This window comes from Dyadobacter sp. CY356, from assembly GCF_021440195.1.
In the GTDB taxonomy this organism is placed as follows: domain Bacteria; phylum Bacteroidota; class Bacteroidia; order Cytophagales; family Spirosomataceae; genus Dyadobacter.
Map to the genome: position 1 here is coordinate 497,565 of NZ_JAJTSZ010000001.1, position 20,699 is coordinate 518,263.

The window sequence follows — 20,699 nt, forward strand, 5'->3', positions numbered from 1 at the left end:
TCTGATCCAAAAAATAATGAGATGGCGCTACACCAATTAAAAAATTTACCAGGAAGTACTACGTGGCTTCACAAACTGAATGACAGCTATTATTCAGACGCTACGCAAAATCATTCGAAAACTTCAAATCATTCATAATATATGCAAGACTCTTTATTAAACCGTAGTATGCTGGCAAGGGTCGGGGCGATCTGTGGCCTGCCTATCCTGCTGCTGGGCGGGGTTCCAACTGGTGCTTATGCCGGTGCTACTGCTCTGAATATTAATAGCAGAATTAAACCTGGCTCATTTTCCTTTGCCGATGTAGAAATCAAAGGTAAGGTAACTGGTGAAGACGGTGCCGCGCTTCCTGGCGCAAGTATTCTGATCAAGTCCACCACCCGTGGAACCATCACAGATGCGGATGGAAATTTCAAACTCAATATTGCCGATGATGCCAATACAATTCTGGTGGTATCGCTTGTCGGATATGTTTCGCAGGAAGTTGTTGTGGGAACACAAAAAGTCGTGAACGTACTTTTGAAAGGTGACAATAAAGTTTTGGATGAAGTAGTTGTAGTAGGTTATGGCGTGCAAAGGAAAAGGGATGTGACCGGCTCTGTTGTTTCTGTCAGTGAAAGTACTTTAAAGGAAGTTCCGGCACCAAACCTTATCAACCAGTTGAAAGGTCGTGCGGCAGGTGTTTCTATTATTAGTAACGGAAGTACGCCTGGTTCTCAGGGACAGATCAGAATCAGGGGAAACCGGACGCTTACGACAAGTTCAGGTACGGCGGATAGCCAGGATGGTCCACTTGTGGTGGTTGATGGGATTCCTTTCGGTGGTTTGAATGATATAAACCCGGACGATATCCTCAGCCTGGAAGTGTTAAAAGATGCTTCCGCAACAGCGATTTACGGTTCCCGCGGGTCAGGAGGCGTAATTTTGGTAACAACCAAAAGAGGTAAGGTTGGTAAACCCGTATTCAGCTATGACGGATATCACGGAGAAACCCGGGTAATGGGCAAATTCAATGTGATGAATGGCCCGGAATATGCTCAGTTCAAACTTGACGCGGCCAAATATAACCGTACAAGCCCTGGAACATCCGGTTATGTGTTAACCCAAAAAGAGCAGGAAGCACTTGATAAAGGTATATCAACCGACTGGCAGGATCTGATTTACAAACCAGGTTTTATGTCTAATCATCAGTTAGGTGTGCAGGGTGGTAGCGAGACTACGCAGTATTCATTAGGTCTTGGTTATTTCAACGAAACCGGGATCATTCCAAGCCAGAATTTTCAGCGTTTCAATATCCGCGCGACCATTGATCAACGGATTGGCAAACATGTCAAGATCGGGCTTAATACGTTAAACACATTGACTTACCAGAACACACCCGGCGGTGGCGGCATACCTGGCGGACTTGTGCGCCTTACACCTCTGGCGTCGCCTTACAATGCGGATGGTACGGTTAATACGTTTCCTTCGGAAGGTTCAATTGATGCAGCCGGCGTGAGTCCGCTTACAATTTTGACCAAAAAAGATTCTTATCTGGGACGTACACGCTCGCTGAGAACATTCAACAGTATTTATGCAGAGGTGAATATTTTACCAGGATTAAAATACCGGTTCAACGCAGGTTTGAATTTCAGTCAGTCCAATTATAACGGCTACAACGGTCCACTGACGTATTTCAATTCCGCTACAACACAAGCATCATCCAATGCCGAGATCAGTAACACAGAATATTGGGATGTGAACTTGCAGCATTTGCTTTATTTCGATAAAACATTTGCAGGAAAGCATAAACTGGGTTTTACCGCACTTTACGAGTATACCAAAAACCACTCGCTGGGCAGCCGCTTTACGGTGACAGGTGTTCCTGCGGATTACATCAAAACATCCAACTTTTCACTTGCATCGGGTCAGCCTGTCGCCAGTTCGGATTATGGCAACTCGTTTTCTGAAACCGGTTTGTTGTCTTATATGGGAAGGCTTAATTATAGCTATGCCGACAAATATTTGCTGACCATGACGTTACGTCGGGATGGATCTTCTACATTATCTCCTGGTAATCAGTACTTTAATTATCCGGCTATTGGTCTGGGATGGAATGTGATCGAAGAAACTTTTATGAAATCAGCCAGTTTGATTTCCAACCTTAAACTGCGCGGCGGCTGGGGTATTTCAGGAAACCGGAATGTTGGGGCATATTCAACGCTTGGAGCCTTAACAGCAGGCTATTACAATTTCGGAACAGGTACTGCCGGACAGCAGCTGGCTTATACAGTTACCAGTCTTCCCGCTAATGATCTTACCTGGCAGTCGACGGCGCAGCTGGATATTGGTATTGACTTTGGAATACTTAATAACCGCATTACGGGTTCGGTGGATTGGTATCATCAAAAAACCAAGAATATTTTGCTGTCAGTTCCGCTTCCTGCAAGTAATGGGGCAAGTTCTACTTTGAAAAACCTTGGTAAAACAGAAGGTAAAGGTGTGGAAGTAACGACAACCTTTGAGATCATCAGAAAGCCAAAAGGATTTAACTGGAGTGTAGACGCGACTTATTTCTTCAACCGGGAGAAAATCACGCAGCTTACAACACCAGAAGAAAAATCCAACATTGGTGCAGGATGGTTTGTAGGACAACCGCTTTCTGTTATTTATGATTATAAAAAGCTGGGTATCTGGCAGACGGCCGACAAGGAAAACGGTACTTTGGCCAAACAAACATCTCCTGTACAATACCCCGGGCAGATCAGAGTAGAAGACCTGAACGGTGATGGAAAAATTGACGCCAACGACCGTCAGCTTTTGGGTAATTTTCAGCCAAAATGGGAAGGAGGCCTTACTACCCGTTTCAGTTTCAAAAATTTTGATGCTTCTGTTGTTACTTATGCCAGGATGGGCATGAAAGTAATTGTGCCTTACCTTACCGGTAACTCCACAGGATCAGGCGGATTTGCCTTCTATAACCAAAGCCGTGTGAATCAGGTGAAAACGGATTACTGGACAGAAACAAATCCAACCAACGCATTTCCGGCTCCGGATGCCAGCAGCGCTGTGGCAAACTTTGGTTCTACTCTGGGTTATTACGATGGTTCCTTTATCAAATGCAGAAGCATTAACCTGGGTTACACTTTCCAGAGTAATGTTTTCAAAAAGATTGGTGCAACTTCGGCGAGGATCTACGTAAACCTGACTAATCCGTTCATAATCTATTCGCCTTTGGTGAGAGATAATCTGGCTATCGATCCGGAAGGAAACAGCTATGCAAGTGGCCAGTCGACGCTAAACCCGGATGCTTCCAGCGACCGCGGGACGCCGGAACGTCAGATTTCGGTAAATCTTAATAATCCTCCGGTAAGACAATTCACTGTGGGCGTTAACCTTAAATTCTAATCCGATCATGAAATCCATAAAAATACTGATTACTGCCGGGCTGATCGTTGCACTAAGTTCCGGTTGCGAAAAAGTGCTCGAAGAGCACCCGCAGTCACAGATTGTTCCATCTTATTTTAACAGCCCGTCCGGCGTTTTGGGAGGGATAGCAGGGGTCTATAATGATATACGGAGCCAGTGGGGTACAGAAGGGTTTACCGTTGAAATGCAGGCAGGGACGGATGAGTTTATCCAGGGTGTCAATGCCGGCACTGGTAATGCTTACACGTACAATGGCTTAAACAGTAGTAACTTCGGTTCTGCCTGGGGCGTAGCTTTTCAGGATATTAACACCTTGAATGGAGTGCTCCAATATGGTCAGACCATTGATCTGAACGAGACTACGAGGAAACAATACCTGGCACAGGCCAAATTTTTGAGAGCATTCTGGTATTTCTACCTCGTGCAGACCTGGGGCGATGTGCCGCTTCATACCGAATTCATTACCGAGGCCTCGCAGGCAGCCACCCGCCAACCTGCGGCAGAGGTTTACGAGCTGATCATTAAGGATCTTACAGAAGCTGCGGCGGACTTGCCCAACCAACCTACGGCTCCATTCCTCGGAAAAGCGGCAACCAAACCAGTCGCGCAATTCCTGCTTGCCAAAGCATACCTGACCCGCGGATGGCTGAACAATACGGCCAGTGATTTTACGGCGGCTGCAAAACTTTGTGATGAGATTATTGCCAATAAATCTGCTTATGGCCTGGATCTGTGGCAGGATTATGGCGATGCATTTGTTCCCGCAAACGATTATGGAAAAGAGACGATGTTTGTAAGCGACCACGTGCTGGATCCAAAATATGGTTATTACAGCGTTGGTGGAGCAGCCGGAGGAGGTGCGGCACAAAACCTGAGTCCATGGTTCACCAACTGGAATTATCCTAATAACAGTGGCATTAACTCGATCAAAAATGCTGCCGGCGTTTTCACCAACAGCGGAACTTCCGGCATGATCCGGGATTCTTACTACGGTCGCCCTTATGTACGGATGCGTCCGAATTCAGATAAACAACTTACGGGGACCCGTGCCGGGAAAAATTATTTCCTTGATCAGGCTTTCACAAACCGTGATGTCGATTCACGTTTTGCCAATTCGTTTTACACGGTTTATATTTCAAACACTGCGGTAACCAATACCCCAACCACTGCGAACAATACTCGTGGAATCGGTTATACCACCGTTCCCGGATCAGACACGGCCGTTTGGCTGCCCGATTATGAAGTGCCTGGTGCACCTCAGTTTGTAGGATCGAGACCATTTAAAGGTATTGTTGTGCCGCCAAGTCTTTGGAACAATGGTATATATCCTGCATTGAAAAAATACATGGATCCAAGTCGCGGTGCCAATTTTAATGATCCCTCTACGCGACCTTGTGTTTTATATCGCTTCTCGGATGTTTACCTGACAGGTGCTGAGGCAAATTTCAAAGCGGGCGACGCATCAAAAGCTGCAACGATGATCAATGTGTTACGGCAGCGCGCAGCATTCCGGAAAACCAATAGTACGGCTCAGAATACAGCTGCTGCAACGGCCATGAACATTACCGCCGCTGACGTAACCCTGGATTTTATCCTTGACGAACGGAGCCGTGAATTCTTTGGAGAATGGCAGCGGTGGCATGACCTTGTGAGAACACGTTCGCTTGTCCGTCGTGTGCAGGAATGGAACAAGGAGGCTGCTCCATACATCAAAGATTTTCATATGTTACGACCAATCCCGCAGTCGCAGATTGACAGGGTCGTGGAAGGTCCTAAGTTTCCTCAAAATACGGGATACTAGTTTAAAATGTTGATTAAAAACAATAAGCCTGGGACGCAGGACTGCCACAAATGCAGTTCTGTGTCTCAGGATTAGTTTTGTCAGGATTTCAATAAAACAACATAAGTAGTAACAGTCCAGCGATTTGCTTTTTGTATAAAAAACATAAATGATGATACGATTCAATAACAATCTTATAGCCACCTTCTCGATTATTGTTGCCATAGCCGGACAGGCGATCTGCCAGAAAGCACCTGAAAAGATCAAGCCTCTCGTAGACGGTTTGTACACTGCCGACCCCTCAGCCCATGTTTTCAACGGTAAAATTTATATCTATCCTTCGCATGATGTTGAAGCAGACGTGCCCCAGGATGACGAAGGCGGACATTTCCAGATGCGCGATTATCATGTTTTTTCCATGGACAAAATCGGTGGAAAAGTGACTGATCACGGTGTTGCGCTGGATGTAAAAGATGTGCCCTGGGCGGATAAACAAATGTGGGCACCGGATGCGGCTTACAAAAACGGCACTTATTTTCTTTACTTTCCTGCAAAAGACAAAGAGGGCGTTTTCCGTATGGGCGTAGCTACAAGTAAGTCGCCAAGCGGACCTTTTAAAGCTGAGGCAAAACCTATTGAAGGAAGTTACAGCATAGACCCGGCTGTTTTTACCGATACGGATGGTAAAGCTTATATGTATTTGGGAGGTATCTGGGGCGGTCAGCTTCAACGCTGGCACACGGGAACTTACAATAAATCATTAATGACTGATCTTGGCAAAGGCCATGAAAATGAACCTGCATTAAGCGCAAAAATTGCTGTGATGAAAGACGATATGCTTTCGTTTGCCGAGCCTTTGCGTGATGTTCAGATCCTTGATGAAAATGGCAAACCTCTACTTGCCTCGGATGCCAGTAAGCGCTTTTTTGAAGGTGCATGGATGCATAAGTTCAATGGAAAATATTATTTCTCTTATTCAACAGGTGATACGCACTTGCTTTGTTATGCAGAGGGAACTTCACCCTACGGGCCGTTTACTTACAAGGGCGTGATCATGAATCCTGTCGAAGGCTGGACGACGCATCATTCAATTGTTGAAGTGAAAGGAAAATGGTATCTGTTCTATCACGATGCTGAACTTTCCGGAAAAACTCATCTTCGCAGTGTAAAAGTCAGAGAGCTGCTGAGAGATAGTAATGGAAATATTAAGACAATAACTCCTTGATAATTAATATATTATTGTTCATTCCTATCAAAAATTAATATGCAAATCGAAAGACGCGATTTTTTATCAACCCTGACTTTGGCAGGAGCCGCCGCCTTATTTTCCGGTAACCCGCTGCTGGCAGCTACCGCGCAAAAAAAAGAAAAACTGGGCATCGCCCTGGTGGGACTTGGATATTACAGCACAGATCTTTTGGCACCGGCGCTTCAGATGACTGAAAAATGTTACCTGGCTGGTATCGTTACCGGAACTCCGGCCAAAGCTGAAACCTGGAAAGCAAAATATAAGATCCCTGATAAAAATATCTACAACTATCAGAATTTCGATCAGATTGCCAATAATCCGGATATCGATATTGTATATGTGGTATTGCCTCCATCCATGCACAGGGAATATGTGGTTCGCGCTGCAAAAGCAGGCAAACACGTATTTTGTGAAAAACCAATGGCGCCATCAGTGGCAGATTGCGAAGCGATGATTAAGGCTTGCAGCAGCAGTAAAGTTAAACTGGCTATTGGTTACCGTTGTCAGCACGATCCTAATATTCAGGCGATTATGAAGCTTGCCAAAGAGCCAAAGTTTGGTAAGGTGAAAATGGTGACAAGTGCAGCCGGGTATTTTGACGCGCGTACCGATCACTGGAAACAGAAAAAGTCGCTCGGCGGCGGTGTAATGGGTGATATGGGCGTGTACGCTTTGCAGGGAGCTCGGCTTGCCACGGGTGAGGAGCCCATCAGTGTTTTTGCCCAGGCTTCTACCACCCGTCCGGACATTTATAAGGAAGTTGAAGAAACCATGATGTTTATGCTTGATTTTCCAAGCGGTGCCAAAGCATCCTGCCAGACCAGTTTTGGCATCAATATGAATCATTTACAGGTTAATTATGAAAAAGGCTGGGCGAAGCTTGAACCGCAGTCGGGCTATAATGGGAATAAAGGAAGTCTGTCGGATGGAACTCTGATTCAATTTCCGATCAAGAATCAGCAGGCCAAACAAATGGATGAAGACTGCGATGCCATACTTCGGAACAAAGATTTAATTGCACCGGGAGAGGAAGGACTTCGGGATATCCGGGTTGTGGAAGCGATTTACAAATCGGCCGCCGCAGGAAAAGTAATAAAAATATAGGCAGAAGTATCTGCGGTTTACCACCGCTTATTTAGAAAACCGAATCGTTGATTAAGATTACTAAATGAAGACAAAGCATTTATTATATACAGTGTTTTTTGCCGGCAGCATTTTTTTTAGTGAATGCGCGAACGCTCAGACAACCACCATCGTAAACCCGATTTTAACCGGTTTTTACCCTGATCCGAGTGTGGTTCAGGTAGGAACGGATTATTATCTGGTCAATTCTACCTTCTCTTATTTTCCGGGAATTCCTGTTTTTCATAGTAAGGATCTTAAAAACTGGAAACAGATCGGAAATGTGATTGACCGCCCGTCGCAGATGGATTTTATGGGTGAAAAACTAACGAGAGGTTTGTTCGCACCGGCGATCAGTTTTCATAACGGGACGTATTATGTTACTTGCACGGATATCGATCACGACGGAAATTTTATCGTCACTTCCAAAAATCCTGCCGGTCCATGGAGTGATCCGGTCCGGGTTCCCCAGGTCCGTGGTATAGATCCGTCGCTGTTTTTTGATGAAGACAATAAAGCTTATATCATCTACAACAGCGATCCGCCTGAGAGAAAGTCATTATATCCAGGCCACAGAACAATCCGGATTTATGAAATTGATCCTGTCACTTTGAAGGTGATCGGCGACGAAAAACAGCTGGTCAATGGTGGTGTAGACCTGAGCAAAAAGCCGGTTTGGATTGAAGCACCGCATATCATGAAAAGAAATGGCTGGTATTATTTGTATGCTGCCGAGGGTGGGACTTCGGTCAATCATACAGAAGTTGTTTTTCGGAGCAAATCTGTTTGGGGACCTTTTGTGCCTTATGAAAACAACCCGATCCTGACGCAAAGAGGTTTGCCGGATGACCGGAAAGATCCGATTACTTCTGCTGGTCACGCGCAGTTTGTGGATGGCCCAGACGGCAAAACGTATGCTATTTTTCTTGCCGTTAGACCTTACGAGGGTAATTTCTACAACACAGGCCGTGAAACATTTATTGCACCAGTGGAATGGAAAAACGACTGGCCGATCATTAATCCAGGTAGCAAAGAGATCAAATACGAGTATGCTGTCAATTTTAAGGAAGTAAAACAAAAGGAGGCATTACCCCAGGCTGGCAACTTTGCGTACACACTGACTTTTGAAAAAACCTTGGATCCGGCGTTGCTTTTTATGCGGACTATTGATCGCAAATCATTTTCGCTATCACAGAAAAGCGGCCTGACGATGAAGTTGAAACCGGAAACGATTATGGAAATGGGTAACCCTTCCTTCATCGGGAAACGTCAGCAGCATTTGTACTGCACAGCGGAAGTTGAACTTGACTTTTCACCAAAATCTGAAAAAGAAAAAGCGGGACTAACTATTTTTCAGGATGAGTCTCATTTCTATTTTTTAAGTAAATCGGTTGAAAATGGAAAGCCCATGATTCAGCTTTATAAAAGCATTGCGGATAAAAAAGAGATGGAGCTACTGGCACAGATGCCCGTTACCGATGTTTCTAAACCGGTTAAACTACGCATCACAGCAGAAGGCGATTCTTACAGTTTTTATTTTTCAAAAGGAACTTCCTGGGAACTGTTAAAAGATAAGGTTGACGCTAAATTCCTGAGTACGCAGGTTGCGGGAGGGTTTATCGGCTGTTTGTTTGGCATGTACGCTACTTCATCGGGTGAGGCAACTACAAATTCTGCATCCTTTAAATATTTGAAATACAGCGGAAATGATCCGATGTTTCCAAAGGTATCAAAATAAGTTCAGGTGAAACTGAACCTCGTTTTATTCAATGTTCAGTTTCAATTTTTATTTAATTATTAAAAATATAGTCAGATTAAATTTTATGAAAAAGTCGATTTTCAGAAACCTGTTGACCATTTCCGCAGTGCTTTTTTGCAGTCTCGTCAATGCTCAGTCAAATTTTACCAACAAGTCAATCGGCGTAGGTGTGGTGGTTGCCGACATAAAGCGTTCCCTGGATTTTTATGTCAACGGAATTGGTATGGTAAAAACCGGCAATTTCACAATCAATGAAGAGTTTGGAAAAAGAGGAGGCCTGACCGGCGGAGAAGCCACCAATGTTAATATTCTGAAACTGGAAAACAGCCCTGAAGCCAGCGAATGGAAACTGATGAGTTTCGGTAAAAAAGCTGCGCATCCAAAACAGAAGTTCATACAGGACGATACCGGTGCCCAGTATATCACGATCCATGTTAAATCATTAAAACCAATCATCGAAAGGCTGAAAGGACAGAAAGTAGTTTTTCTGGGCAGTACGCCGACGCAGCTGAATAAAGATGCACATTTTGTTCTGGTGCAGGATCCGGACGGAACTTTTATAGAACTGATCGGGCCGATCGAATAACAAAACGGACCTAAGCGCCATTTCTCAATGAAAGAAAAAACTTTGTTTTGCATGCTTTTTTGTGTGTTGTTTTTGAGCGATTTGTCCAAAGCGCAAACGGCAGCCAACCCGGTCATTTTTGCCGATGTTCCCGATTTGGCTATGATACGCGTTGGAAACTCATATTATATGAGCAGCACCACCATGCACATGAGCCCGGGATTGCCGATCATGAAATCGAACGATCTGGTGAATTGGCAGTTGGTCAGTTATGCATATGACACGCTGGCAAATATGGACGAGCTGAATCTGACCAATGGAAAAAGCACCTACGGTCGTGGTTCCTGGGCCAGCAGTTTTCGTTATCACAATGGGTTATTCTATGTCACAACCTTTGCTCAGACAACTGGCAAGACCTACATTTTTACAACAAAAAACATTGAAAAAGGGCCCTGGAAAATGTCCTCATTTTCACCTTCCTATCATGATCATTCCTTGTTTTTTGATGGCGATGGTAAGGTTTATTGGATTTACGGAGCAGGTAAAATTAAAATGATTGAGCTGGAAGCGGATGCTTCGGCAGTGAAAAAAGGTGTCGCTGAGCAGGTTATTATTGAAAATGCAAGTTTGCCCTCAGGTACCGGCGGAGGTCTTCCTGCAGAAGGCTCGCAGCTTTTCAAGGTGTACGGTAAATATTATCTTTTCAACATCACCTGGCCCAAGGGCGGAATGCGAACTGTCGTCATTCACAGGGCAGATAAAATCACCGGACCTTATGAGGGCCGTGTGGGATTGCAGGATTTAGGCGTAGCGCAAGGCGGCCTGATCGATACGCCGGACGGGAAATGGTATGCCTATCTTTTCCGGGATTATGGTGCCGTCGGCCGGATTCCTTATCTCGTACCGGTTACGTGGAAAGATGGATGGCCGGTTCTGGGAAATGATGGAAAAGTGCCGGAAATACTTGACTTACCTGCCAGTAAGGGTTTGATGCCAGGCATCGTTGCATCGGATGATTTTTCACGTAAAAAAGGAGAATCTGCTTTACCACAGGTTTGGCAATGGAATCACAATCCCGATAATAACCTTTGGTCGGTGACAGAACGGAAGGGATTTCTCAGGCTTAAAACAGGGCGAATAGATACCTCTTTTGTAAGCGCCAGAAATACATTGACGCAGCGTACCGTAGGTCCGGAATCCTCTGCTTCGACTTTGATTGACATTTCAAAAATGAAAGAGGGAGATTTTGCAGGATTGGGATTATTGCAAAAAAACTATGGTTTTGCAGGGGTTAAGATGGGCAAAGACAAATCGTCGGTTGTTATGGTTCGCTCGTTAACGAGTGAGGCTGAGGAGATTGAAAGTATACCACTGGCTCAAAATAAAGTCTATTTTAATGTTGAATGTGATTTCAAAGACAAGAATGATACGGCCAGTTTCTATTACAGTTTGGACGGCAAATCCTGGTTGCCGATTGGTAAACCATTGAAAATGTCTTATACCATTCCGCATTTTATGGGTTATCGTTTTGGACTGTTCAACTATGCAACTAAAAACATTGGAGGATATGCGGATTTTGATTACTTCCACCTGGCCGTTAATCCATCAAAATAATATAGACTTTGTCAGTCGAAATTGATTTTAAATAAACTTAGAAATTACCCTTTCAAACCATGAAAAGAATTATATCAATTGTCACAAGCCTGATGCTGGTTGCGCTGGTAAGCAATGCCCAGGAAATCCTGAAAGAAATGCCCAAAGGTTATGATGTAGTGCAGGCCGGAATTCCTACAGGAAAAATTGATTCGGTTAAATACCAGTCAAAAACAGTTGGAACTACCCGCAAGGCACTCATCTACACACCTCCTGGTTTCAACAAAAAGAAAAAGTACCCTGTTTTGTATTTATTGCATGGCATAGGTGGAGACGAAAAGGAGTGGTTGAAAGGAGGTAATCCGCAGCTGATCCTGGACAATCTATATGCTGAAAAGAAAATTGAACCCATGATCGTCGTGATGCCGAATGGCAGGGCAATGAAAGATGACGCGGCTACGGGAAATATCATGGCACCCGACAAAGTTGCTGCGTTTGCGACTTTCGAACAGGATCTGTTGAAAGATCTGATCCCTTTTGTAGAAAGCAAATACCCGGTTTTAAAAGATCGTGAACATCGTGCTATCGCAGGACTTTCGATGGGAGGCGGGCAGTCGCTTAACTTCGGCTTGGGAAATCTGGATCAGTTCGCCTGGGTGGGTGGTTTTTCATCTGCGCCGAATACCAAAATTCCAACCGAGCTAATACCCAATCCTGAGGAAGCAAAAAAGAAATTGAAATTACTTTTCATTTCCTGCGGCGACAACGACAGGCTGATCACTTTTAGCAAACGGACGCATGACTATATGTTTGAAAACCAGGTTCCGCATATCTATTACATCGAACCCGGCGTGCATGATTTCAAGGTTTGGAAAAATGGTTTATACATGTTTTCTCAATTTTTGTTCCAGCCGGTTGACAATGCTTCTTTGTCAAAATACACCATTCTGGGAACGCGGGCGGCTACCAATATTCGTACAGCACAATACCCTCAGATTCTGCCGGACAACCGGGTCGTTTTTAGGGTAAAGGCGCCGGAAGCACAAAAAGTACAGATTGACCTTGGCAAAAAGTATGAAATGAAAAAGGATACCGGAGGTTATTGGGCCGTAACGACAGATTCTATCAGCAAAGGTTTCCACTATTATTCGCTTTTGATCGATGGCGTCGCTTTGGCTGATCCTGCGAGTGAAACTTTTTATGGCATGGGTCGCATGGCCAGCGGGATTGAGATTCCTTACCGGAATGGTGGATATTATGCGCAGCGGGATATTCCGCATGGCGATATCCGGATCAAAAAATACCTTTCCAAAACGATGGGTACCTGGCGTGAAATGTACGTTTACACGCCGCCTGGGTATGATAAATCAACAGAAAAATACCCTGTGCTATACCTGCTTCATGGCGGCGGAGAAGATCAGCGCGGCTGGGCTACACAAGGTAAGACGGATCTGATTTTAGATAACCTGATATCAGAAGGAAAAGCCAAACCGATGGTCATCGTTATGCTGGATGGAAATATGGGAGGCACGGGCGGCCTAGCCGGTTTCAATGAAAATGTGCTGAAACAATTTGAAAACGAATTGAAAATGGGTGCAATTCCTTTCATTGAAAGCAATTTTCGGGTAGAAACCGACGCAAAAAACCGGGCGCTTGCAGGTCTTTCGATGGGTGGACTACAAACTTTATATGCCGGAATAAAAAATACAGAAATGTTCTCCTCGCTCGGTGTTTTCAGTTCTGGCTGGTTTGCGAATAATACTGCCCTTTCTGATCCGCAATATGCCTTCATGAAAACCAATGCTGAAAAGATCAATGGCAACCTGAAAAACTTCTGGATCTCGATGGGTGGTGAAGAAGATATTGCTTTCAAAAATTGCAAGATCATGCTCGCGAAATTTGATGAGCTGGGTGTGAAGTACAAGTACAGCGAATATCCCGGCGGACACAGCTGGCCGGTTTGGAGACATGATTTGTTCCAGTTTTCGCAGTTAATATTTAAATAAAGCTGTCGGCAGTCGGCTGTCGGCGGTCGGCGGTGCAGCGTAGACAATCGGCAGTTGGCGAGCACTCATGGAAAATGGTCGGGTTGTGTTGTATGCAAAAATGTGACAGCCGACTGCCGAAAGCCGACAGCCCCAATAATTATCTCATTTTTTCAATCAACTTATCTCATGATAAAATCACAAAGATTAAAGTTTTGGGCTCAATGTGCGGTTGTATCGGCGACGTTACTTTCTTCAAATGAGATTTTGGCTCAAAAAACGCTAAAAAGTGCTTATAAAGATTTCTTTCCAATCGGTGTCGCAGTGGCACCCAGGAGCCTTACCGGGCCTGATGCCGAATTAATCATCACACAATTTAACAGTCTGACGCCTGAAAACGCGATGAAAATGGGGCCGATCCACCCGGAGCCAAACAAATACAATTGGCAGGATCCGGACGCTATTGTTGCATTTGCCCAAAAAACTGGGATGAAAGTAAGGGGTCACACGCTGTGCTGGCACAACCAGACACCGAAGTGGTTTTTTACCGATTCTACCGGCAAACAGGTTAGCCGTGAAGTACTTCTGGCACGTTTGAAACAACATATCATTGATGTGGTTGGCCGATACAAAGGAAAGATTTATGCCTGGGATGTTGTTAACGAGGCCGTGCCCGACACGAGCACAAGCATTTACCGCCGGTCAAAATTCTATGAAATCATAGGTGAAGATTATATTGAAAAGGCATTTGAATATGCCCACGCTGCTGATCCGGATGCAAAATTGTTTTACAACGATTACAATACTGAAAGCACAGCAAAAAGAGAGAAAATTTACCAGCTTCTTAAAAAGTTAAAAGACAAAAAAGTGCCGGTAGACGGCGTAGGTTTGCAGGGCCACTGGTCCATTTATGAGCCAACCGCACAGGAGCTTGAAAAGTCTATTCAACAATTTGCAAGCCTGGGTCTGGCCGTGCAGATTACGGAACTCGACGTTTCAGTACATCCAAAAGAGCATGAACGACGCGCAAAAAAGGCAACCGATACGGGTGAGCTGACTGCTGAAATGGTGGAAAAACAAGCTGCTCAGTACAAAATGTTATTCGATGTTTTCAGAAAATATAAAGGCACGGTTACGGGAGTGACTTTCTGGAATGTGTCGGACAAATATACCTGGCTGGATAATTTCCCTGTTCCAAACCGCAAAGATTACCCGCTGTTGTTCGATCAAAATTACAAGCCGAAAAAAGCTTTTGAAGGGGTTGTTGATTTTCAGAAGTGATATAGGGGAATGTGAACTGTGGTCAGGGGATTGTCATGTGTAGTCATTTATCGTTAAGATTGGGTGGCTATTAAATTGTAAGATTAAATTATCAGGCTTAGTAATGAGATTTTTAACGTTTGTAATTCTCCTGCTTTTTCTTTCCTGCGATCTTTCGGCGCAGGTTCGTTTGCCAAAGCTGATTGGTGATCACATGGTGTTGCAGCGGGATCAGCCCGTTACCATCTGGGGCTGGGCGGCTCCGAAGGAAAAGGTTACGGTGACGTTGAAAAACAAAAGTTATAAGACCGTTACATCTCAGGATGGCGAATGGAAGATCCAGCTGCCTGCACAACCTGCTGGCAGCGGTTTTGAAATGGTGTTAAAAGGTAAAAATCAGATCCTTATCAAAAATATTGCTTTTGGTGATGTTTGGCTTTGCAGCGGACAAAGTAATATGGTCATTAATATGGAACGAGTGAAAGAGCGTTTTGCAGACGATATCGCTTCGGCTAATTATCCTGACATCCGCAATTTTTTCGTTCAAACACTGACCAGTTTAAATGGCCCTGAAAAAGAATTTCCAGTTGGGGAATGGAAAACGGCCAATCCCAAAGATGTGCTTACCATGGGAGCGGTCACCTATTTTTTTGCAAAAGATCTTTATGATCAGTACAAGGTGCCGATCGGAATCATTAACAGCTCCGTAGGAGGTACGCCGATAGAAGCCTGGATCAGCGAGGGAGGTTACAAGGATTTTGCTGATATACAGAAGATCATTGCCAAAAATAAAGACACGGCTTATGTCAGTTCATTCAAACGCATTTTTCCAAATAACAGATCTCAGCCGAAAGTAACGGATCAAGGTCAGATTGAACATTGGGAAAATACTTCTTATCAACCAAAAGGATGGCGGAATTTTAACATTCCGGGTTACTGGGAAGATCAGGGCGTGAAGGATTTGAACGGTGTCGTCTGGTTTCGCCGGGAATTTAAAGTTCCTGAAAACTGGATTGGCAAGCCTGTGAAACTTTTCATGGGCCGCATTGTGGATGCGGATGAAATGTATGTCAATGGAAAAAAGATTGGAAATACCACCTATCAGTATCCGCCCCGCCGCTACGAGATTCCCGCCGTTTTATTGAAATCGGGTAAAAATACATTTGTCATAAGGGTTACAAATCAAGTCGGAAAAGGCGGTTTTGTTCCTGATAAACCTTATTTCATGACGGTCGATGATCAGCAGATCGATTTAAAAGGAACCTGGCAATATAAAGTTGGAGAAGTATATCAACCTCAGAAAAAAGGAAATTTTGGTAGTCCACTCGTGCATCAAAACCAGCCGACCGCATTATACAACGCCATGGTTGCGCCTGTTTTACTCACGAAACTCAAAGGTTTTATCTGGTATCAGGGAGAGTCGAATGTGGATAATCCGGAGCCATATAAGAAATTGATGCCTGCTTTGATCAACGATTGGAGAGGTTTATGGAAAAATCCGGATGCACTTTTTCTGGTCGTGCAGCTTCCCAATTTTCAGGACGTAAACTTCACGCCGGCAGAAAGTAATATGGCCTTAATCAGGGAAGCGCAAAACCAGGCGCTTGCCTTGAAAAATACGGCTTTGACGGTTACGCTGGACCTGGGAGAATGGAATGATATTCATCCTTTGAACAAAAAAGATATCGGAAAAAGACTGGCGTTGTCAGCAAGAAACCTGGCTTACAATGAAAGGAATGTGGTTTATTCCGGGCCGACGCTAAAATCACAGACTATCGAAAAAGATAAAATAATCCTGACATTTGATCATATAGCCAAGGGTATTACTTCCAAAGATTCTGAATCCTTGCGCTGGTTTAGCATCGCAGATTATGATAAAAAGTTTGTCTGGGCAACGGCCAGGATTATTGGAAAAGATCAGATCGAATTGTCGAGCGAATTGGTGAAAACCCCAAAATATGTTCGCTATGGGTGGCAGGACAATCCGGAAGGAATTAATTTTTATAATTCCGAAAGTTTACCCGCATCTCCATTCCGAACGGACGCAGAAGTGCTGGATGATTCGAAACCCTGGAAAGGGAAAAAATGCGCGGTTGTGCTGACTTATGATGATGCGCTGAATGTGCATCTGGATAATGTCATTCCTGCGTTGGATTCTCTCAGTCTGAAAGGTAGTTTTTATCTGACCGCTTCATCAGATGCCGCCCGAAACAGAATCAAAGACTGGCGCGCTGCGGCTGCAAATGGTCATGAACTGGGAAATCACACGCTGTATCATCCCTGTGACGCGACGGGCCCGGGTATGAGCTGGGTGAAACCTGAGTATGATCTGAGCAAATACAGTCTGGCAAGAATACAGGATGAAATCAAAATGTGCAACGCGTATTTAAAGTCGATCGACGGCAAAACGAAAAGAACTTTTGCATTTACCTGTGGACATAAAAAAGTAGCCGAAGGTGAATTTATTCAGACGCTTTCTGATGAATTCGTGGCGGCAAGGGCTGTCAGACATGAAATGCATTCACTTGATGAGCAGAATCTGATGGATATTGACTGTTATGGTATGTCTGGTGAAAGCGGAGAAAAAATGATCGAACTCGTCAAACAAGCGCAGCAAAGCGGTAAACTGCTGGTTTTCCTTTTTCACGGTGTGGGAGGGGAACATGCACTGAATGTTTCCAATGAGGCTCACAGCCTGTTACTACATTATCTGAAAGAAAATGAAAAGGATATTTATGTTGATACGATGCTGAATGTGGCAGAGCATATTAACAAAATGAAAAAATAATATTGTCAATGCTGGATTTTGCTGCCATAAAGTGCGACCCGAATTTAAGAAATATTACAAATCAGTAATTGGAAAAAATATGACTACCAGAATATACATACTTCTACTGTTTAGCTATATCCTGATCAGTGCTCCAACTTTTTCTGCCGACACTTTATCCACTGAGGGTGATGACGGGTATAAGCTTTGGCTAAAATATGAGCCTGTTGCGGATCCGGTTATTAAGGCTGAATACTTAAAATACACTGCATTTATTTCTGCGTCAGGTAAAGGTGACATTATGCATAGTGCTTCCCGGGAGCTGCAAACAGGGTTGAAAAGTCTTTTGGGTAAACAGGTTTCGTTGAACAATTCGGGTGGAAATAAATCCGGCGGTATCGTTTTACGACTGGAACCCAATGCAGACAAAAAACCGGAGGAAGGTTATCGTATTAAGTTGCTTGCTGGAAACATTGTGATCAGTTCTTCAACGGAAAGCGGCATTTTGTACGGAACTTTTGCCCTGCTGAGACATATGCAAATGCAGCTTTCAGTCAAAAGCTTGAATCTGACAAGCAGTCCGAAAGTGCAATACCGGATGCTGAATCACTGGGACAATCCGGATGGAACGGTTGAGCGTGGTTATGCAGGTTCTTCACTTTGGAAATGGTACGAATTGCCGGAGCGCGTGGACCCGCGTTACCTAGATTATGCCCGCGCCAATGCTTCTCTGGGAATTAACGGAACCGTGCTTAACAACGTAAACGCCAGTGCGCGGTTTATGTCGCAGGAGTACATCGTAAAAGTTGCGGCGGTCGCGAATGTGATGCGGAAATATGGTATCAAAACATATTTGTCTGTATACTTTGCCGCGCCAAAAACCCTGGGGGGACTTCCGACTTCCGATCCGCTGGACCCAAAAGTACGCGCCTGGTGGAAAGAAAAAGTAGCGCAGATATATAAAGAAATTCCGGATTTTGGTGGTTTTCTGGTGAAAGCGAATTCGGAAGGTGAACCCGGTCCGCAAGATTATGGACGGACACATGCAGATGGTGCCAACATGCTTGCCGAGGCATTTCAGCCGTATGAAGGTATTGTGATTTGGCGGGCTTTTGTTTACAAAGCGGATCCAAATGCGGATCGATTTAAAGCAGCGTACGAAGAATTTGTGCCGCTGGATGGAAAATTTGATCCGAAAGTAATTGTGCAGGTAAAAAACGGACCGATTGATTTTCAGCCACGTGAGCCATTTTCTCCTCTGTTTGGTAATATGCCAAAAACCCCTTTGGGAGTAGAATTTCAGCTGACGCAGGAATACCTTGGTTTTGCCACACATGCGGTTTACGAAGCACCCATTTTTAAAGAAAATCTGGATTCTGATACCTATGTAAATGGAAAAGGATCGACAGTCGCGAAAGTGGTGGATGGAAGTTTGCATGGTTATTCACGCACGCTCATGGCGGGTGTGGCCAACACGGGAAATGCGAAAAACTGGACAGGCCATCCGCTTGCCCAGGCAAACTGGTATGCATTCGGCAGACTGAGCTGGGATCATACGTTGAGTTCCGAACAGATTGCAAAAGAATGGACAGAGCTGACTTTGACCCGAAATAAAAAAGCGCAGGAAAATATTGTCGGGCTGATGATGAGATCTCGTGAAATCTATGTGGATTATGATACGCCACTCGGACTTTCGCGGCCCTGGATGGGCGTTCACTTTGCTCCCGAACCCTGGCAAAACAAAGGTTCCCGGCCTGATTGGACCGCCGTATATTACCATCGTGCAGATTCCACTGGATTGGGATTTGACAGAACTGCTTCCGGAAGTAATGCCCTTGGTCAGTACCGTCCGGAAGTGCAGCAGCAGTGGAATAATCCTGACAAAACCCCTTTGCCGTATCTTTTGTGGTTTCATCATATAGCCTGGGACAAAAAGCTAAGCACGGGACGGACGCTTTGGCAGGAACTTTGCACCCGTTTTTACACTGGTGCCGATTCGGTAGTCTGGATGCAGCAGCAGTGGGATCTGGCCAAACCAAATCTTGATTCGCAGGTATATACCGATGTGGCCGCGCGACTGAAAGTCCAGCATAGGGAAGCGATCTGGTGGAGAGATGCCTGGGTTTTATATCTGCAAACTTTCGCTAAACAACCCATTCCAAAAGGCTTCGAGCCACCGAAGCAGACGTTGGAAGAAGTGAAAAAATCCGTTAATATTTATTTGATGAAATAAGTTTGTTTAATGGGCATATCGGCTGTCAAACCATGAAATAATTGACATTCTTACCCTTCATTCGAACAAATGTGCTCACTTAAAACTGTGCACTCGCTATACCTTTGCCTGCTTATCGGCTAATCATATCCTGAGAAAGCCGGGCTGCGTATAGTGCGCGGCGAACAACACATTTGCACATTAGTAATTTCAATTAAAACATTAGAAACCACGATGAAGAAAAGTCTTTTGATACTAGCCATCACCTTATTATTTGTCTGGGAAGCTTCCGCACAGGAAAAAGTTGAGGCGGACAATAAATTATCCAAAAAAGAAAAGTCTGAAGGCTGGAAATTACTTTGGGATGGGGTAACAACCAAAGGCTGGAAAAGCGGTAATTCCGAAAGTTTTCCGACAAAGGGATGGTCGGTGGATGGCGGTTTGTTGAAAGTTTTAAAGAATGGCAAAGGCGGAGATATCATCACCGATCGGAAATACGAAAACTTTATCCTGAAAGTCGATTTTAAAATTACAGATGGAGCCAATAGCGGTATCAAATATTTCATAAACCGCGGCGGAATCGGATGTGAATATCAGATTCTGGATGATCAGCAACATCCGGATGCGAAGGGCGGCGTTGCCGGAAATCGCACGCTGGGATCTTTGTATGACCTCATTACTGCTTCACCCGACAAGCCATTTAACAAGGAACAGTTCAATACTGCGATGATCGTTGTGAAGGGCAACCACGTTGAACACTGGCTGAATAATATCAAGGTCGTCGAATATGAGCGAAACAATCAGATGTGGAAGGCTTTGGTCCATTACAGCAAGTATAAGGGATACGCTGATTTTGGTGCAGCTGCACAGGGCAACATCCTGCTTCAGGAACACGGCGATGAGGTTTGGTTTAAAAATATAAAAATATTAGTGCTTTAATTCGCTGTTAACCGGGAAGTTATATTCAATTAATACATCATCGAAAAATAAATTATACTT

General features: G+C 44.5%; 12 protein-coding genes. All 12 read left to right on the plus strand.

Going from position 1 to position 20,699, the window contains the following annotated elements:
• Positions 1-141 precede the first annotated feature (141 nt).
• The 12 genes from LXL81_RS02165 (at position 142) to LXL81_RS02220 (ending at position 20,639) form a co-directional block, all read left to right on the plus strand.
• Complete coding sequence (locus tag LXL81_RS02165; protein ID WP_234645059.1) at positions 142-3,387, plus strand: TonB-dependent receptor; 3,246 nt, start codon at positions 142-144, stop codon at positions 3,385-3,387.
• 7 nt (positions 3,388-3,394) lie between these two features.
• The gene (locus tag LXL81_RS02170; RefSeq protein WP_234645060.1) at positions 3,395-5,209 is read left to right on the plus strand and encodes a RagB/SusD family nutrient uptake outer membrane protein; all 1,815 of its coding nucleotides are present in this window, start codon (positions 3,395-3,397) and stop codon (positions 5,207-5,209) included.
• A 151-nt stretch (positions 5,210-5,360) separates the two neighbouring features.
• Positions 5,361-6,413: a glycoside hydrolase family 43 protein gene (locus LXL81_RS02175; RefSeq protein ID WP_409013858.1), complete on the plus strand. Its 1,053-nt coding sequence runs from the start codon at positions 5,361-5,363 to the stop codon at positions 6,411-6,413.
• Positions 6,414-6,452: 39 nt separating this feature from the next.
• Positions 6,453-7,541, plus strand: coding sequence for a Gfo/Idh/MocA family protein (locus tag LXL81_RS02180; protein WP_234645062.1), 1,089 nt, complete (start codon positions 6,453-6,455; stop codon positions 7,539-7,541).
• A gap of 64 nt (positions 7,542-7,605) precedes the next feature.
• Positions 7,606-9,297 (plus strand): glycoside hydrolase family 43 protein, encoded by a 1,692-nt coding sequence (locus tag LXL81_RS02185; RefSeq protein ID WP_234645063.1) that lies wholly within the window; start codon positions 7,606-7,608, stop codon positions 9,295-9,297.
• 85 nt (positions 9,298-9,382) lie between these two features.
• Positions 9,383-9,904 (plus strand): VOC family protein, encoded by a 522-nt coding sequence (locus LXL81_RS02190; RefSeq protein ID WP_234645064.1) that lies wholly within the window; start codon positions 9,383-9,385, stop codon positions 9,902-9,904.
• Between the two features lie 27 nt (positions 9,905-9,931).
• Positions 9,932-11,497: a glycoside hydrolase 43 family protein gene (locus tag LXL81_RS02195; RefSeq protein ID WP_234645065.1), complete on the plus strand. Its 1,566-nt coding sequence runs from the start codon at positions 9,932-9,934 to the stop codon at positions 11,495-11,497.
• A gap of 59 nt (positions 11,498-11,556) precedes the next feature.
• The gene (locus tag LXL81_RS02200) at positions 11,557-13,482 is read left to right on the plus strand and encodes an alpha/beta hydrolase-fold protein (protein ID WP_234645066.1); all 1,926 of its coding nucleotides are present in this window, start codon (positions 11,557-11,559) and stop codon (positions 13,480-13,482) included.
• Positions 13,483-13,650: 168 nt separating this feature from the next.
• Positions 13,651-14,742: an endo-1,4-beta-xylanase gene (locus LXL81_RS02205; protein WP_234645067.1), complete on the plus strand. Its 1,092-nt coding sequence runs from the start codon at positions 13,651-13,653 to the stop codon at positions 14,740-14,742.
• A gap of 103 nt (positions 14,743-14,845) precedes the next feature.
• The gene (locus LXL81_RS02210; RefSeq protein ID WP_234645068.1) at positions 14,846-17,509 is read left to right on the plus strand and encodes a sialate O-acetylesterase; all 2,664 of its coding nucleotides are present in this window, start codon (positions 14,846-14,848) and stop codon (positions 17,507-17,509) included.
• Positions 17,510-17,588: 79 nt separating this feature from the next.
• Positions 17,589-19,721, plus strand: a complete 2,133-nt coding sequence (locus LXL81_RS02215) for an alpha-glucuronidase family glycosyl hydrolase (protein ID WP_234645069.1) — start codon at positions 17,589-17,591, stop codon at positions 19,719-19,721.
• Positions 19,722-19,934: 213 nt separating this feature from the next.
• A complete protein-coding gene (locus LXL81_RS02220) occupies positions 19,935-20,639 on the plus strand; it encodes a DUF1080 domain-containing protein (RefSeq protein WP_234645070.1) in 705 nt (234 codons plus the stop codon).
• Positions 20,640-20,699: the final 60 nt, after the last annotated feature.

What these genes read in the sequence shown, in the direction of transcription:
- LXL81_RS02195 (WP_234645065.1), top strand. Translation starts at nt 9,932, where the DNA reads ATGAAAGAAAAAACTTTGTTTTGCATGCTTTTTTGTGTGTTGTTTTTG.
- LXL81_RS02180 (WP_234645062.1), top strand. Translation starts at nt 6,453, where the DNA reads ATGCAAATCGAAAGACGCGATTTTTTATCAACCCTGACTTTGGCAGGA.
- LXL81_RS02200 (WP_234645066.1), top strand. Translation starts at nt 11,557, where the DNA reads ATGAAAAGAATTATATCAATTGTCACAAGCCTGATGCTGGTTGCGCTG.
- LXL81_RS02185 (WP_234645063.1), top strand. Translation starts at nt 7,606, where the DNA reads ATGAAGACAAAGCATTTATTATATACAGTGTTTTTTGCCGGCAGCATT.
- LXL81_RS02220 (WP_234645070.1), top strand. Translation starts at nt 19,935, where the DNA reads ATGAAGAAAAGTCTTTTGATACTAGCCATCACCTTATTATTTGTCTGG.
- LXL81_RS02210 (WP_234645068.1), top strand. Translation starts at nt 14,846, where the DNA reads ATGAGATTTTTAACGTTTGTAATTCTCCTGCTTTTTCTTTCCTGCGAT.
- LXL81_RS02165 (WP_234645059.1), top strand. Translation starts at nt 142, where the DNA reads ATGCAAGACTCTTTATTAAACCGTAGTATGCTGGCAAGGGTCGGGGCG.
- LXL81_RS02205 (WP_234645067.1), top strand. Translation starts at nt 13,651, where the DNA reads ATGATAAAATCACAAAGATTAAAGTTTTGGGCTCAATGTGCGGTTGTA.
- LXL81_RS02190 (WP_234645064.1), top strand. Translation starts at nt 9,383, where the DNA reads ATGAAAAAGTCGATTTTCAGAAACCTGTTGACCATTTCCGCAGTGCTT.
- LXL81_RS02170 (WP_234645060.1), top strand. Translation starts at nt 3,395, where the DNA reads ATGAAATCCATAAAAATACTGATTACTGCCGGGCTGATCGTTGCACTA.
- LXL81_RS02215 (WP_234645069.1), top strand. Translation starts at nt 17,589, where the DNA reads ATGACTACCAGAATATACATACTTCTACTGTTTAGCTATATCCTGATC.
- LXL81_RS02175 (WP_409013858.1), top strand. Translation starts at nt 5,361, where the DNA reads ATGATACGATTCAATAACAATCTTATAGCCACCTTCTCGATTATTGTT.